This window comes from Nitrospirillum amazonense (assembly GCF_007828045.1).
GTDB classification, from domain to species: domain Bacteria; phylum Pseudomonadota; class Alphaproteobacteria; order Azospirillales; family Azospirillaceae; genus Nitrospirillum; species Nitrospirillum amazonense_C.
Genome location: NZ_VITN01000018.1, coordinates 66,307 through 80,420, shown reverse-complemented (window position 1 = coordinate 80,420; position 14,114 = coordinate 66,307). Strand labels below are relative to the sequence as shown.

General features: G+C 67.8%; 16 protein-coding genes. 12 read left to right on the top strand and 4 right to left on the bottom strand.

The genetic code is table 11. The features are described from left to right. Window positions 1-58 precede the first annotated feature (58 nt). From cyoA to FBZ89_RS22955, 5 genes are all read left to right on the top strand, one after another. The gene (cyoA, locus tag FBZ89_RS22975; RefSeq protein ID WP_145752506.1) at window positions 59-970 is read left to right on the top strand and encodes a ubiquinol oxidase subunit II; all 912 of its coding nucleotides are present in this window, start codon (window positions 59-61) and stop codon (window positions 968-970) included. Window positions 971-979: 9 nt separating this feature from the next. Next, window positions 980-2,974, top strand: coding sequence for a cytochrome o ubiquinol oxidase subunit I (gene cyoB, locus FBZ89_RS22970; protein WP_145752504.1), 1,995 nt, complete (start codon window positions 980-982; stop codon window positions 2,972-2,974). Next, on the top strand, window positions 2,971-3,612 hold the full coding sequence (locus tag FBZ89_RS22965) for a cytochrome c oxidase subunit 3 (protein WP_145752502.1): 642 nt from the start codon (window positions 2,971-2,973) through the stop codon (window positions 3,610-3,612). The genes cyoB and FBZ89_RS22965 overlap by 4 nt, the downstream gene beginning before the upstream one ends. Before the next feature lies 1 nt (window position 3,613). Further along, a complete protein-coding gene (gene cyoD / locus FBZ89_RS22960) occupies window positions 3,614-4,054 on the top strand; it encodes a cytochrome o ubiquinol oxidase subunit IV (RefSeq protein WP_145752500.1) in 441 nt (146 codons plus the stop codon). 157 nt (window positions 4,055-4,211) lie between these two features. Next, complete coding sequence (locus FBZ89_RS22955; RefSeq protein WP_145752498.1) at window positions 4,212-6,284, top strand: hybrid sensor histidine kinase/response regulator; 2,073 nt, start codon at window positions 4,212-4,214, stop codon at window positions 6,282-6,284. A 21-nt stretch (window positions 6,285-6,305) separates the two neighbouring features. Here the strand turns inward: FBZ89_RS22955 and mce are convergent, their stop codons facing one another. Then, the gene (gene mce, locus FBZ89_RS22950) at window positions 6,306-6,725 is read right to left on the bottom strand and encodes a methylmalonyl-CoA epimerase (RefSeq protein ID WP_145752496.1); all 420 of its coding nucleotides are present in this window, start codon (window positions 6,723-6,725) and stop codon (window positions 6,306-6,308) included. Window positions 6,726-6,896: 171 nt separating this feature from the next. On the opposite strand from mce, the gene FBZ89_RS22945 reads away from it, so the two are divergent. From FBZ89_RS22945 to FBZ89_RS22915, 7 genes are all read left to right on the top strand, one after another. Continuing rightward, window positions 6,897-7,910, top strand: a complete 1,014-nt coding sequence (locus FBZ89_RS22945) for an NADPH:quinone oxidoreductase family protein (RefSeq protein WP_145752494.1) — start codon at window positions 6,897-6,899, stop codon at window positions 7,908-7,910. A gap of 65 nt (window positions 7,911-7,975) precedes the next feature. Next, entirely contained in the window at window positions 7,976-8,581 is a 606-nt protein-coding gene (locus FBZ89_RS22940) for a TetR/AcrR family transcriptional regulator (RefSeq protein ID WP_145752492.1), read from the top strand. Window positions 8,582-8,681: 100 nt separating this feature from the next. Continuing rightward, window positions 8,682-9,782 (top strand): NADH:flavin oxidoreductase/NADH oxidase, encoded by a 1,101-nt coding sequence (locus FBZ89_RS22935; protein ID WP_145752491.1) that lies wholly within the window; start codon window positions 8,682-8,684, stop codon window positions 9,780-9,782. A 150-nt stretch (window positions 9,783-9,932) separates the two neighbouring features. Further along, window positions 9,933-10,235: a putative quinol monooxygenase gene (locus FBZ89_RS22930; protein ID WP_211115322.1), complete on the top strand. Its 303-nt coding sequence runs from the start codon at window positions 9,933-9,935 to the stop codon at window positions 10,233-10,235. Between the two features lie 77 nt (window positions 10,236-10,312). Next, entirely contained in the window at window positions 10,313-10,423 is a 111-nt protein-coding gene (locus FBZ89_RS32080) for a hypothetical protein (protein ID WP_145752596.1), read from the top strand. A 73-nt stretch (window positions 10,424-10,496) separates the two neighbouring features. Further along, the gene (locus FBZ89_RS22920) at window positions 10,497-10,778 is read left to right on the top strand and encodes a type II toxin-antitoxin system RelE/ParE family toxin (protein ID WP_145752489.1); all 282 of its coding nucleotides are present in this window, start codon (window positions 10,497-10,499) and stop codon (window positions 10,776-10,778) included. Between the two features lie 13 nt (window positions 10,779-10,791). Further along, entirely contained in the window at window positions 10,792-11,100 is a 309-nt protein-coding gene (locus FBZ89_RS22915; protein WP_145752487.1) for a HigA family addiction module antitoxin, read from the top strand. 68 nt (window positions 11,101-11,168) lie between these two features. On the opposite strand, the gene FBZ89_RS22910 is transcribed toward FBZ89_RS22915, so the two are convergent. From FBZ89_RS22910 to FBZ89_RS22900, 3 genes are read right to left on the bottom strand one after another with little or no spacing between them, the layout of a single operon-like run. Then, window positions 11,169-12,104 (bottom strand): electron transfer flavoprotein subunit alpha/FixB family protein, encoded by a 936-nt coding sequence (locus tag FBZ89_RS22910; RefSeq protein ID WP_145752485.1) that lies wholly within the window; start codon window positions 12,102-12,104, stop codon window positions 11,169-11,171. A 2-nt stretch (window positions 12,105-12,106) separates the two neighbouring features. Next, entirely contained in the window at window positions 12,107-12,856 is a 750-nt protein-coding gene (locus FBZ89_RS22905; protein ID WP_145752484.1) for an electron transfer flavoprotein subunit beta/FixA family protein, read from the bottom strand. Window positions 12,857-12,870: 14 nt separating this feature from the next. Next, window positions 12,871-13,998 carry an acyl-CoA dehydrogenase gene (locus tag FBZ89_RS22900; RefSeq protein ID WP_145752483.1) on the bottom strand — a complete coding sequence of 376 codons (1,128 nt, stop codon included), beginning with the start codon at window positions 13,996-13,998 and terminating at the stop codon, window positions 12,871-12,873. Window positions 13,999-14,114: the final 116 nt, after the last annotated feature.

Below are 14,114 nucleotides of genomic sequence, written 5' to 3'. Positions count from 1 at the left end.
GCACCCGGTCCCGCACGCCTCCGGATCCTCGTAACCCACTGTCGAACCAAGGAAAGCCATGGCCCGCCCCGCCACAGCCATCGCCTTGGCCGCCGCCCTGGGTCTGGCGCTGTCCGGCCTCACCGGCTGTTCCGGCGGCATCCTCGATCCGCAAGGGCCGGTGGCCGCGCAGGAACTGACCATCCTGTGGGATTCGCTGGGCATCATGCTGGCCATCGTCATCCCCACCATCCTGGCGACCCTGGGCGTGGCCTGGTGGTTCCGCGCCGGCAACACCCGCGCCCGTTACCGGCCCGACTGGGAATATTCCGGCCGCATCGAGATGGTGGTGTGGGCCATCCCCGCCATGACGGTGCTGCTGCTGGGCGGCATCGGCTGGGTCAGCTCCCGCGACCTGGACCCACCCAAGCCCCTGCCCGCCGACACGCCACCCGTGACGGTGCAGGTGGTGTCGCTGGATTGGAAATGGCTGTTCATCTACCCCGACCAGAACATCGCCAGCATCAACCACCTGGTGGTGCCCGCCGGCGCGCCGGTCAGCTTTCAGCTGACCTCCGACGGGGTCATGAACAGCTTCTTCGTGCCCCAGCTGGGCAGCCAGATCTACACCATGCCCGGCATGATCACCCGGCTGAACCTGCAGGCCGACAGGCCAGGCCGCTATTCCGGCATCTCCGCCCAGTTCAGCGGCGCCGGCTTCCCCGACATGCTGTTCACGCTGGAGGCCCTGCCCCGCGATGCCTTCGACAGCTGGGTCGCCAACGCCCGCACCCAGGGCGAGGCGCTGGACGCCCCGGCCTACGCCCGGCTGACCCAACCCAGCCGGGCGGACCGCCCCCGCACCTTCCGCAGCGTGATGCCGGGCCTGTTCGACGCCGTCGCCAACCCCGGCCGGAACCCCGCCCTGCCCCAAACCAACCCCCACTGGCCCGGACACGAGTATCCGTCCCTGAACAAAGACCCAAAATAAGGATCGAGCATGTTCGGCAAGCTGAGCTGGAGCGCCATCCCCATCAATGAGCCGATCGACATGATCGCCGCGGGCCTCATGATCCTGGCGGTGCTGTGCGTGCTGGCCTGGGTGACGATGAAGGGCTATTGGCCCTATCTCTGGCGGGAATGGCTGACGTCCGTCGACCACAAGCGCATCGGCGTCATGTACGTGGTCCTGGCCCTGGTCATGCTGCTGCGCGGCTTCACCGACGCGGTGATGATGCGCCTGCAGCAGGCCGTCTCGGTGGGGCCGGATGCCGGCTATCTGCCGCCGGAGCATTACAACCAGATCTTCTCCGCCCACGGCACCATCATGATCTTCTTCATGGCGATGCCCTTCGTCATCGGGCTGATGAACTTCGCCGTGCCCTTGCAGCTGGGCATACGCGACGTGGCCTTCCCCACGCTGAATTCCGTCAGCCTGTGGCTGACCGCCTCGGGCATCCTGCTGACCAACATCTCGCTGGTGATCGGGGAATTCGCGCGCACCGGCTGGCTGGCCTACCCGCCCTTGAGCGAGCTGAAATATTCCCCCGGCGTGGGCGTCGATTACTACCTCTGGGCGCTGCAAATCTCCGGCGTCGGCACCCTGTTGTCCGGCATCAACTTGGCCACCACCATCCTGAAGATGCGGGCGCCGGGGATGAGCTACATGCGCATGCCGGTGTTCTGCTGGACCGCGCTGGCGTCCAACCTGCTGATCATCGCGGCCTTTCCCGTCCTGACCGCCACCTTCGCCATGCTGCTGCTGGACCGTTACCTCGGCATGCACTTCTTCACCAACGACGGTGGCGGCAACCCGATGATGTACGTGAACCTCATCTGGGTTTGGGGCCATCCGGAGGTCTACATCCTGATCCTGCCGTGCTTCGGCGTGTTCTCCGAGGTGGTCGCCACCTTCTCAGGCAAGCCGCTGTTCGGCTACCGCTCCATGGTCGCGGCCACCATGGCCATCTGCATCCTGTCCTTCATCGTCTGGCTGCACCACTTCTTCACCATGGGCGCCGGCGCCAACGTCAACGGCTTCTTCGGCGTCATGACCATGATCATCGCCGTGCCCACGGGCGTGAAGGTCTACAACTGGATGTTCACCATGTATGGCGGCCGGGTGCGCTTCAACGCCCCCATCCTGTGGTCCGTCGGCTTCATGGTGACCTTCGTTATCGGCGGCATGACGGGCGTGCTGCTGGCCGTGCCGCCGGCCGATTTCATCCTGCACAACAGCCTGTTCCTGATCGCCCATTTCCACAACGTCATCATCGGCGGCGTCGTGTTCGGGGCGCTGGCCGGCTATATGTACTGGTTCCCCAAGGCCTTCGGCTTCACCCTGGATGAAGGCTGGGGCAAGGTTTCCTTCTGGTGCTGGTTCGTCGGCTTCTACCTGGCCTTCATGCCCCTCTATTACCTGGGCATGCTGGGCATGACGCGCCGGCTGCAGCATTACGATAATCCGGGCTGGCAGCCCTGGCTGATCGTGGCGGCGGTGGGCGTCGCCTTCATCCTGGCCGGCATCCTGGCGCTGATCGTCCAGCTGGTGGTGTCCATCCGCACGCGCGACCACCGCCGTGACCACACGGGCGACCCCTGGCACGGCCGCACGCTGGAATGGTCCACGCCCTCGCCCCCACCCGCCTGGAACTTCGCCGTCCTGCCCCAGGTGGAGCGGGAGGACGCCTATTGGCACATGAAGCGCCGGGCGCGGGAGGAACGGCGGGCCGCCGCCGAGGCCCTGGCCTACGCCCCCATCCACATGCCGCTCAACAGCCCCACCGGCTTCATCACCGCCTTCTTCGCCGTCGTCACCGGCTTCGCCCTCATCTGGCACATCTGGTGGCTGGTGATCCTGGGCCTGGTGGGCGCGCTGATCACCACCCTGGTCTTCGCCTGGCGGGACGAGAGCGAATTCGAGATCCCGGCGGACGAGCTGGCGCGGATCGACCGTGCGCACCAGCAGGCCTACTGGGCGGGAAGCGCGCCATGACCGCCACCACCCTCGGCGGGCATGAGCCCGCGCGCCCCCATCACGGCATGCCCGCCAGCGCCAGCGCCGCCGGCCCGGCGCCTAAGCGCATCATCATCGCCTATGGCTTCTGGCTGTTCCTGCTGAGCGACATCGTGATGTTCTCCGCCTTCTTCGCGACCTTCGCCGTGCTGGGAAAGGCGACGGCGGGCGGCCTGACGGGGGCGGAGCTGTTCGATGCCCGGAACGTGGCGGTGGAAACGGCGCTGCTGCTGTTCTCCAGCTTCAGCTGCGGCATGATGTCCCTGGCCATGGACGCGCGGCACCGCCAGGCCTTCTACCTGGGCGCCGCCATCACCTTCATCCTGGGGCTGGGCTTCCTGGTCCTGGAGATGCGGGAGTTCGCCGACATGGTCGCCCGGGGCGCCACCGCCGACCGCAGCGCCTTCCTCTCCGGCTTCTTCACCCTGGTGGGCTGCCACGGTGCCCACGTGGTGGTGGGCCTGCTGTGGCTGGTGGTCATGGTGGCCCAGGTGGCGGACAAGGGCTGGCGCGCCACCGTCTGCCACCGGCTGATGTGTTTCAGCCTGTTCTGGCACGCCCTGGACATCATCTGGGTGGCCCTGTTCACGATCGTCTACCTGATGGGAGCGCGATGACATGACGGACACGGCCCACGACCACGCCCCGCCGGGCGGCGGCGTCACCCCCCATGACACGGCCCTCCATGACACGGCCCCCCACGACACCGCGCCGGGCGACAGCCGGGAGGAGCTGCTGTCCAGCCTCAAGGCCTATGTCATCGGCCTGGCGCTGGCCATCATCCTGACCGCCACCTCGTTCTGGGCGGCCGGTACGCACGTGCTGTGGCAGCCCGGCGTGCCCATCGGGCTGGCTGTGCTGGCGGTGGCGCAGATGGGCGTGCATCTGGTGTTCTTCCTGCACATCACCACCGGGCCCGACAACACCAACAATGTGCTGGCGCTGGCCTTCGGCGTGCTGATCGTCTTCCTGGTGGTGGCGGGGTCGCTGTGGATCATGGCCAACCTCAGCGCCAACACGATGCCGCCGGAGATGATGGACCTGCATCACCAGCGTTGACCCGCCCGCCCCAGGGCCTCTGTCTTTTGGGCAGGTATATCGCGTCGCGACATGGACTTTGGTTGGCGATGTGGCCTCAACGCCGCCGTGACATAACAAGTGTCTTAGGCAATTGGCACGATGGCGGGGAATGCGGGTGAACGGGACGCGGCGGCAGATGACGCAGGAAGCGGTACCGGCGTTCCTGAACGGCGGCGGCGAGCTGGCGGACCTGATCGCCGCCTATGATTGGGCCGCCACGCCCCTGGGCCCGCTGGACGGGTGGCCGCAAAGCCTGCGGACCACCGTGGCGCTCATCCTGCGCTCCCCCGTTCCCATCGTCACGCTGTGGGGGCCGGACGGCATCATGATCTACAACGATGCCTATTCCGTCTTCGCGGGCGGGCGCCACCCCGTGCTGCTGGGCTCCAAGGTCCGTGAAGGCTGGCATGAGGTCGCCGACTTCAACGACCATGTCATGAAGGTTGGCTTGGCCGGCGGGACGCTGGCCTATCAGGACCAGGAGCTGACCCTGCACCGGTCCGGCCGGCCGGAACAGGTGTGGATGAACCTGGACTACTCCCCCATCCTGGATGAGGCGGGCAAGCCCGCCGGGGTCATCGCCATCGTGGTGGAGACGACGGCCAAGGTGCGGGCGGAGCGCATCCAGCGCGTCACCGCCGAGAAGCTGGCCCGCCTGAACGCCGAGCTGGAGGAGCGGGTGGCGGAGCGCACGGCGGAGCGCGACCGCGTCTGGCGCTTTTCCCGCGACCTGCTGCTGGTGGTGGGGCGGGACGGCGTGTTCCGCGACGCCAGCCCCGCCTGGAAGCCCATCCTGGGCCACGACCCCGACGAGATCATCGGCCGCGCCTTCCTGGATGTCACCTGGCCGGACGACGCCCGCGCCACGGCCGCCGCGCATGAAAGCCTGTTGCTCGAAGGCCAGCTGCTGGGCTTTGAGAACCGCCTGCGCCACAAGGATGGCGGCTTCCGCTGGATTTCCTGGAACTCCTTCGCCGAAGGGGACGTGGTCTACGGCTACGGCCGCGACATCACGGCGGAGAAGCGGCAGGCGGAAGCCCTGCGCCTGGCGGAGGCGCAGTTGCGCCAGGCGCAGAAGATGGAGGCCGTCGGCCAGCTGACCGGCGGCTTGGCCCATGACTTCAACAACCTGCTGACCGCCATCAGCGGCAGCCTGGAACTGCTGGACCAACGCGTCCGCCAGGGCCGCCTGGGGGCCCTGGACCGCTACATGACCGCGGCGCGCGGCGCCGTGGATCGGGCGGCCTCCCTCACCCACCGGCTGCTGGCCTTCTCCCGCCAGCAGACCCTGGACCCCCGGCCCACCGACGTCGGCCGCCTGGTGCGCGATATGGAGGACCTGGTGCGGCGCACGGCGGGGCCGGCCGTCGCCCTGGTGGTGGACACGCCACCCGACCTGTGGACCACCCTGATCGATCCCAACCAGCTGGAAAGCGCCCTGCTGAACCTGTGCATCAACGCGCGCGACGCCATGCCCCAAGGCGGCCACATCACCATCGAGGCCAGCAACCGGGTGATCGATGACGATCTGACCGACATGCAGGAGATACCGGCGGGCCAGTTCGTGCTGCTGAGCGTCAGCGACACCGGCGTCGGCATGCCGCCCGACGTCATCGCCCGCGCCTTCGACCCCTTCTTCACCACCAAGCCCATAGGCCAGGGCACGGGCCTGGGCCTGTCCATGATCTATGGCTTCGTGCGCCAGTCGGGCGGCCAGGTCCGCATCCGGTCCGAGGTCGGGCACGGCACCACGGTGTCGCTCTACCTGCCCCGCCACGATGGCGAGGAACGGGCGGCCGAAATGCTGGCCATCGCCCCGGCCGCCCCCCGCGCGAAGCGGGGCGAGACCGTGCTGGTGGTGGATGACGAGCCCACCGTGCGCCTGCTGGTGACAGAGGTGCTGGATGAGCTGGGCTACACCACGCTGGAAGCGATGGACGGTCCCGAGGCCGTGCGCATCCTGGAATCGGACGCGGCCATCGACCTGCTGGTGACCGACATCGGCCTGCCCCAGGGCATGAACGGCCGGGAGCTGGCCGACGCCGCCCGGGCCCTGCGCCCGGGCCTGAAGGTGCTGTTCATCACCGGTTATGCCGAGAACGCCGTCATCGGCAATGAACGCCTGCCGCCGGGCCTGCACGTGCAGACCAAGCCCTTTTCCATGGAGGCGCTGGCCAACCGCATCAAGGGGATCTTGAGCGGGGGATAAGGGAACGGCCGCACCGCTTCCTTAGGGGTGGTCCCCCTTGGGCGTCTCCATCAACTCCACCAGCACGCCGCCCATGCTCTTGGGGTGCACGAAGATGACGGGCGTGCCGTGGGCGCCGATGCGGGGCTGGCCCAGGACGGTGGCGCCCTTGGCCGCCATGTCGGCGGCGGCGGCATGGATGTCCGGCACCTCGAAGCAGACATGGTGCTGGCCGCCCTGGGGGAATTTCTTCAGGAAGGCGTGGACGGGCGAGGCCTCACCCAGGGGCTCGATCAGTTCGATCTGGCTGTTGGGCGTGTCGATGAAGCAGACGCGCACGCCCTGGGCCGGCAGATCGAAGGGCTCGCGAATCACCGTGGCGCCCAAAAGGTCGCGATAGACGGCGATGGCGCCCTCGATCGACGGTGTGGCGATGCCGACATGGTTCAGGCGGCCGATCATGCGTGGACACTCCCTTTTTCGAAAACCCGGCCCGCCAGCGCACTGCGCACCGCTCGGCACGGCCGCGATCCTGGAAAGGGTGCGGGGACCGGTCAATATGAATGATGGACCGGCCCCGCCGCCTCCCCCACTCTGGTGCCCAATGAACGACAGGGTCATGGGAGGACAGCGATGCGGGCCTGGCGCAGCCATCAGACGGGTGGACCGGACACCCTGGTTCTGGACACGGACCTGGCCCCGCCGGTGGCGGCCCCCGGCCAAGTGGTGGTCGCCGTCAGCGCCACGGCGCTGAACTACCCCGACCTGCTGGTCATCCAGGACCTGTACCAGGCCCGCCCGCCCCGGCCCTTCGCCCCCGGGCTGGAGGTGGCCGGGCGGGTGACGGCCGTGGGCGAGGGCGTCCAGGGCTTGGCCGTCGGCGACCGCGTCATCGGTGTGGTGCCGCACGGCGGCCTGTCGGAACAACTGGCCATACCGGCATCGGACTGCCTGCCCCTGCCGGACGGCGTGGACGACGCCGCCGGCGCCGCCCTGCGCCTGACCTACGGCACCAGCCACTACGCCCTGCGTGACCGCGCCACGCTGGCGGCGGGGGAGACGCTGGTGGTGCTGGGCGCGGCCGGCGGCGTGGGCCTGGCGGCGGTGCAATTGGGCAAGGCCATGGGCGCCCGCGTCGTGGCCGCCGCGTCCTCGGCGGCGAAGGCCGCCATCGCCAAGGACAACGGCGCCGACGCCGTGGTGGTCTATCCCGCCCGCCTGGACGACCCGGCCGCCGCCAAGGCCCTGACCGCCGACATCCGCGCCGCCTGCCAGGCCATCTCCGCCAAGGGCGAGGCCGACGTGATCTACGACCCCATGGGCGGCGCCTATGCCGAACCCGCCTTCCGTGCCCTGGGCTGGCGCGGCCGCTACCTGGTGGTGGGCTTCACCGCCGGCATCCCCAAGCTGCCCTTGAACCTGACCCTGCTGAAGGACGCCGCCGTGCTGGGCGTGTTCTATGGCGAGTTCACCCGCCGCGACCCGGCCCTGAACCAAACCTACCTGCGGGAGATCATGGGCTGGCTGGCCGGCGGCACCATCCGGCCGCATATCGGCCTGCGCCTGCCCTTCGACCGCGCGCCCGAAGGCCTGACCGCCCTGGGCGCCCGCCAGGCGGTGGGCAAGATCGTGGTGGAGGTGGGGTGAGGAAAGCCGGCAGGGCGTGACCAGCGTCACTAGACGACTGGTCTAATCGTGTTTATATCGCGCCCATGATCGCCAAGCCCCACAGCATCGACGTGCGCCAGCACATCCTCGACACCGCTCAGCGCATCATCGGCGGCAAGGGGTTCGCGGCGGTTGGACTGAATGAGATCCTGGGCGCCGCCAACGTGCCCAAGGGGTCATTCTACCACTACTTCGAGTCCAAGGACGCCTTCGGCGAGGCGTTGCTGGAAAGTTATTTCGAGACCTACCTGGCGGATCTGGACCGGCGGCTGTCGGCCCCGGGGCGGCCAATGGTAGACCGTATGATGGCCTACTGGCAAAACTGGATACATACCCAGGGCGATTGCGACGCCGAATGCAAGTGCCTGGCGGTGAAGCTGGGGGCCGAGGTCGCCGACCTGTCGGAGGCCATGCGCGCCGTGCTGGACCGCGGCACCAAGGCCATCATCAAGCGCCTGGGCCAGGCGCTGGAGGAGGGTATGGCCGACGGCTCGCTGAAAGTCGCCGGCCCCGCCTTCTCCACGGCGGAAACCCTGTACCAGACCTGGCTGGGCGCCAGCCTGATGGCCAAGATTTCCCGCAGCGCCACCCCGCTGGAAGCCGCCATGCGTGCCACCCGGATGATGCTGCACCTCGACCCACCCCACTGAATCCTTTCCCGCGCCCATCGCACCGGACGTTCCGTCGCCAAATTGCTAGACGACCGGTCTATTCGCATAGCAACCTTTCCCCATTCATCCGGAGCTTTTCATGCCCACCTTGTTCGATCCGCTGAAGATCAAGGACGTCGTGTTGCGCAACCGCATCGCCGTGCCGCCGATGTGCCAGTACAGCGCCACCGACGGCCTGCCCAACGACTGGCATCTCAGCCACTATGCCGGCCTGGCCCGGGGTGGCGCCGGCCTGGTGGTGGTGGAGGCCACCGGCGTGGCGCCGGAGGGGCGCATCACCCCCGCCTGCACCGGCCTGTGGAACGACGCCCAGGCCCAGGCCTTCGTGCCCATCGTCCGTGCCATCAAGGCGGCCGGTGCCGTGCCCGGCATCCAGATCGGCCACGCCGGCCGCAAGGCCAGCGCCAATCGCCCGTGGGAGGGGGACGACCACATCGCCGAGGGCGATCCGCGCGGCTGGGACACCATCGCCCCCTCGGCCGTGGCCCTCGGCGGCAATCTGCCCAAGGTGCCGAAGGCCATGACCCCGGACGACATCGCCCGGGTGCGCGAGGACTTCGTGGCCGCGGCCAAGCGCGCCCGTGACGCCGGCTTCGAGTGGCTGGAACTGCACTTCGCCCACGGCTATCTGGGGCAGAGCTTTTTCAACCGCGACGCCAACCAGCGCACCGACCAGTACGGCGGCAGCGCCGAGAACCGTGGCCGCTTCCTGATGGAGACGCTGGCCGCCGTGCGGCAGGTCTGGCCGGAACACCTGCCCCTGACCGCCCGCTTCGGCGTCATCGAGTATGACGGCCGGGATGAGGAGACGCTGGCCGAGTCCATCGACCTAACCCGCCGCTTCCGCCAGGAAGGGCTGGATCTGCTGAGCGTCAGCGTCGGCTTCTCCACGCCCAAGGGCAACGTGCCCTGGGGGCCCGCCTTCCTGGCGCCCATTGCCGCCCGCGTGCGCAAGGAGGCCGGCATCCCCGTCTCCTCCGCCTGGGGCTTCGCCAACCCCGAGGTGGCCGACCGCGTGGTGCGGGAGGGGCAATTGGACCAGGTGCTGGTCGGCCGCAACCACCTGGCCAACCCGCATTGGCCTTACGCCGCCGCCCTCAAGCTGGGCGTGGAGCGCCCCGCCTGGGTGCTGCCCGCCCCCTACGCCCACTGGCTGCAGCGCTACGCCGTCGAAGCCTGACCAACACCAGCGGCATGGGAGGCCCATGCCGCTGTAGGACGCGACCGCGTCTGCCGGAGATTTCTGGGGAGCCGAAGGCGGACTGGAAATCGAGGATAAGCCCAGCCGGCGGATGCCGGCGCCCGGCGCCTGAGGGCGCAAAAGGAGTTAATGATGACCATTTCCCTGATCGCCACCGTCACGCCCAAACCCGAGGCCGTGGACAAGGTGGAGGCGCTGATGCGCGACCTGACCGGCCATTCGCGCGCGGAGCCGGGCAACCGCCGCTACGACCTGTTCCGAGGCACCGACACGCCGGTGCGTTTTCACGTGTTCGAGATCTATGCCGATGAGGCCGCCATCGATGCCCACCGCGCCAGCCCGCATTATACCGCCTTCCGCGCGGCGGTGGGCGATCTGCTGGCCGAGGCGCCGGTGGTGGTGGCCGCCACCCCGGTGGACACGGTGGAATAAGGCACAGGGGGTGGCGGCCCGCCCAGGCCGCCGCCATCCCCGTCCTGCGCCATAGGGACATTTTCCGGTAGGATGGCATTGGCATCTTCGTCACCTCCACCTTCAACACCGACCATTTGATGGTGAAGGCGGAGAACTTGGGCCGTACCCTGTCCCTGCTGCGAGTGGCGGGGCACATCGTATCATAATATGATACGGAGCCCTCTTGGTGCGCGTATCTTATCGTGATACATAGATGGCGTTGGCGGGTAAGCGGTCGCGATGATTAAAAGCACCAAGGGGAAGATCAGTCAGGCGGTGCTCACCGGCACCTTGACTAAAGGCTTCCCTGCGGACTTGGTGCGCGCGGCGCAGCGGAAATTGGCAATCCTTCACGCGGCAATCACTGTGGACGATCTACGCATTCCGCCCGGCAATCGCTTGGAAAAGCTGTCGGGAGACCGCGAAGGCCAGCATTCCATCCGGATCAACGACCAGTGGCGTGTGTGCTTTCGCTGGGACGGCCAAGATGCTCACGACGTTGAGATCGTCGATTACCATTGAACGGAAGATACCCATGACCACCGATGCCCTGATCGCCATGCGCCCCGTCCATCCCGGCGAAGTCCTGCGGGAGGAGTTCATGGAGCCCCTGGGCCTGACGGCGGGGAAAATCGCCAAGGCCTGTGGCGTGCCCCGCACCCGTATTGAACGCGTGGCAACGGAACAGACGGAGGTGACGGCCGATACCGCCCTGCGCCTGGCCAAGGTACTGGGCACCACGGCGCAATTCTGGCTGAATCTACAAACCACCCACAACCTGGCCCGCGCCCATCAGAGCGTGGATTTGTCGAGCGTGCAGGTGTTGCACCACGCGGCGGAATAAAAATCGGCCGGACGCCCTTGCGAGCGCCCGGCCAGTTCACGGTGTTATTCCTTGAAACCTGAAAAGGCTCAGACCTCGGCCGTCAATTCCGGCACGGCCTTGAACAGGTCTGCGACCAGGCCGTAGTCGGCGATCTGGAAGATCGGCGCCTCTTCGTCCTTGTTGATGGCGACGATGACCTTGCTGTCCTTCATGCCGGCCAGGTGCTGGATGGCGCCCGAGATGCCCACGGCGATATACAGCTCCGGCGCCACGATCTTGCCCGTCTGCCCGACCTGGTAGTCGTTGGGCACGAAGCCGGCGTCCACCGCAGCACGAGAGGCACCCACGGCCGCCCCCAGCTTGTCGGCCAGGGCCTCCAGCAGCGGGAAGTTGTCGCCCGACTGCATGCCCCGGCCGCCCGAGACGATGACGCGGGCCGACGTCAGTTCCGGCCGCTCCGACTTCGACACCTCCTGGCTCACGAACGTGGACAGGCCGGCGTCCGCCGCGCCCGACACGGCCTCGACCGCCGCGCTGCCGCCGGTGGCCGCCACCGCCTCGAACGCCGTGCCGCGCACCGTCGCCACCTTCACCGGGTCGCTGGACTGCACGGTGGCGATGGCGTTGCCGGCATAGATGGGCCGGGTGAAGGTGTCGGGGCTTTCCACACCGGTGATGTCGCTGATCTGCGCCACGTCCAGCAGGGCCGCCACGCGCGGCGCCACGTTCTTGCCGAAGGTGGTGCTGGGCGCCAGCACATGGCTGTAGCCGCCGCTCTTCACCAAGTTCACCACCAGCGGGGCCACGTTCTCCGCCAGGCCGTGCGCCAGTTCCGCGGCATCGGCCGTCAGCACCTTGGCGATACCGGCCACCTGGGCGGTGGCGCCGGCCACGGCACCCACACCCTGGCCCAGCACCAGCACATGCACGTCGCCGCCCAGCTTGGCGGCCGCCCCCAGGGTGGTCAGCGTCGGGGCCTTCAAACCTTCCGTCGAGGGCTCAGCGATAACAAGAGTCGTCATGGTCAGATCACCCGCGCTTCGGTCTTCAGCTTGGCCACCAGCTCCTGGACGGAGCCTACCTTCACACCCCCGGCCCGCTTCGGCGGCTCCGCCACCTTCAGCGTCTTCAGGCGCGGCGTCAAGTCCACGCCCAGACCGGCGGCGTCCACCGTCTCCAAGGGCTTCTTCTTGGCCTTCATGATGTTGGGCAGCGAGGCGTAGCGCGGCTCGTTCAGGCGCAGGTCGGTGGTCACCACCGCCGGCAGCTTCAGATCCACCGTCTCCAGGCCGCCGTCGATCTCACGCGTCACGGCAACGGTACCTTCCGCCGGCACCACCTTGCTGGCGAAGGTGCCCTGGGCCCAGCCCAGGAGTGCGGCCAGCATCTGGCCGGTCTGGTTGGCGTCGTCGTCGATGGCCTGCTTGCCCAGGATCACCAGGCCGGGCTGTTCCTTCTCCGCCAGCGCCTTCAGCGCCTTGGCCACGCCCAGCGGCTGCGTCTCAACATCCGTCTGCACCAGGATGGCGCGATCGGCACCCATGGCCAGCGCCGTGCGCAGCGTCTCTTGCGCCTGTGCCGGGCCCACGCTCACCACCACGATCTCGGTGGCCCTGCCCGCCTCTTTCAGGCGAACAGCCTCCTCAACCGCGATCTCGTCGAACGGGTTCATCGACATCTTGACGTTGGCCGTTTCCACACCCGTGCCATCCGCCTTCACACGGACCTTCACGTTGTAGTCAACGACCCGCTTGACCGCGACCAGTACTTTCATCGCTTACCGATCCTTTAGAGGTTGCGGGAAATCACCAGCTTCTGAATGTCGCTGGTGCCCTCGTAAATCTGGCAGACGCGCACATCGCGATAGATGCGCTCCACCGGGAAATCCTCGACATAGCCATAGCCGCCGAAGGTCTGAATGGCGTCGGAGCACACACGCTCCGCCATTTCCGACGCGAACAGCTTGGCCATTGACGCCTCTTTCAGGCAGGGCTGTCCCGCCTGGCGCAGGCTGGCGGCATGCAGCACCAGCTGGCGCGCCGCCTCGATGCGGGTGGCCATGTCCGCCAGGCGAAAGGCCACGGCCTGGTGCTCGATGATGGCCACACCCATGCTGGTGCGTTCCCGCGCGTAGTCCCGCGCCGCCTCGAACGCGGCCTGCGCCATGCCCACCGCTTGTGCTGCGATGCCGATGCGCCCGCCCTCCAGGTTGGCCAGGGCGATGCGATAGCCCTGCCCCGGCTCACCCAGCATGGCCTCATGCGGCACACGGACGTTGTCGAACACGATCTGCGCCGTGTCGCTGCAGCGCTGGCCCAGCTTGTGCTCCAGCCGCGCCACGGTGTAGCCGGGGGTCTCGGTGGGCACCAGGAAGGCGGAGATGCCCTTCTTGCCGGCGGCAGGATCGGTGACGGCGAAGACCAGGGCCACGCCGGCGTTCTGGCCGTTGGTGATGAACTGCTTGGCCCCGTTGATCACCCAATGGTCGCCATCGCGCACGGCGCGGGTCTTGAGCGCGGACGCGTCGGAGCCCGCCTGCGGTTCCGTCAGGCAGAAGGCGCCCAGCATCTGGCCCGACGCCATGGCCCGCAGATAGCGGTCCTTCTGCGCCGGGGTGCCGAACTTCAGGATGGGCGCGCAGCCGACGGAGTTGTGCACGCTCATGATGGTGGAGATGGCGCCGTCGCCGGCCGCGATCTCCTCGATCGCCAGGACGTAGGACAGGATGTCGGTGCCGGCGCCGCCCCATTCCTCGGGCACCAGCATGCCCATCAGGCCCAGCTCGCCCATGGCCTTCAGTTCCTCAGCCGGGAAGGCGCTGGTGCGGTCACGCTCCGCCGCGCCGGGGGCCAGCCGCTCCCGGGCGAAGGCGCGCGCCATGTCGCGCACCATGGCCTGTTCCTCGGTGATCAGCATCGGGATGCTTCCTCCATATTCTTGGGGCCGGCTTGCCAGCCGCGATCACACTAGACATGATCGATCCAATCCGAAATGACCAACCGGATCAAATCCGGCGATCGTTTTTGTCAATT

Bases quoted from the DNA above. Each gene is read 5' to 3' on its own strand.
- cyoA (WP_145752506.1), top strand. From the start codon at position 59: ATGGCCCGCCCCGCCACAGCCATCGCCTTGGCCGCCGCCCTGGGTCTG.
- cyoB (WP_145752504.1), top strand. From the start codon at position 980: ATGTTCGGCAAGCTGAGCTGGAGCGCCATCCCCATCAATGAGCCGATC.
- FBZ89_RS22965 (WP_145752502.1), top strand. From the start codon at position 2,971: ATGACCGCCACCACCCTCGGCGGGCATGAGCCCGCGCGCCCCCATCAC.
- cyoD (WP_145752500.1), top strand. From the start codon at position 3,614: ATGACGGACACGGCCCACGACCACGCCCCGCCGGGCGGCGGCGTCACC.
- FBZ89_RS22955 (WP_145752498.1), top strand. From the start codon at position 4,212: ATGACGCAGGAAGCGGTACCGGCGTTCCTGAACGGCGGCGGCGAGCTG.
- mce (WP_145752496.1), bottom strand. From the start codon at position 6,725: ATGATCGGCCGCCTGAACCATGTCGGCATCGCCACACCGTCGATCGAG.
- FBZ89_RS22945 (WP_145752494.1), top strand. From the start codon at position 6,897: ATGCGGGCCTGGCGCAGCCATCAGACGGGTGGACCGGACACCCTGGTT.
- FBZ89_RS22940 (WP_145752492.1), top strand. From the start codon at position 7,976: ATGATCGCCAAGCCCCACAGCATCGACGTGCGCCAGCACATCCTCGAC.
- FBZ89_RS22935 (WP_145752491.1), top strand. From the start codon at position 8,682: ATGCCCACCTTGTTCGATCCGCTGAAGATCAAGGACGTCGTGTTGCGC.
- FBZ89_RS22930 (WP_211115322.1), top strand. From the start codon at position 9,933: ATGATGACCATTTCCCTGATCGCCACCGTCACGCCCAAACCCGAGGCC.
- FBZ89_RS22920 (WP_145752489.1), top strand. From the start codon at position 10,497: ATGATTAAAAGCACCAAGGGGAAGATCAGTCAGGCGGTGCTCACCGGC.
- FBZ89_RS22915 (WP_145752487.1), top strand. From the start codon at position 10,792: ATGACCACCGATGCCCTGATCGCCATGCGCCCCGTCCATCCCGGCGAA.
- FBZ89_RS22910 (WP_145752485.1), bottom strand. From the start codon at position 12,104: ATGACGACTCTTGTTATCGCTGAGCCCTCGACGGAAGGTTTGAAGGCC.
- FBZ89_RS22905 (WP_145752484.1), bottom strand. From the start codon at position 12,856: ATGAAAGTACTGGTCGCGGTCAAGCGGGTCGTTGACTACAACGTGAAG.
- FBZ89_RS22900 (WP_145752483.1), bottom strand. From the start codon at position 13,998: ATGCTGATCACCGAGGAACAGGCCATGGTGCGCGACATGGCGCGCGCC.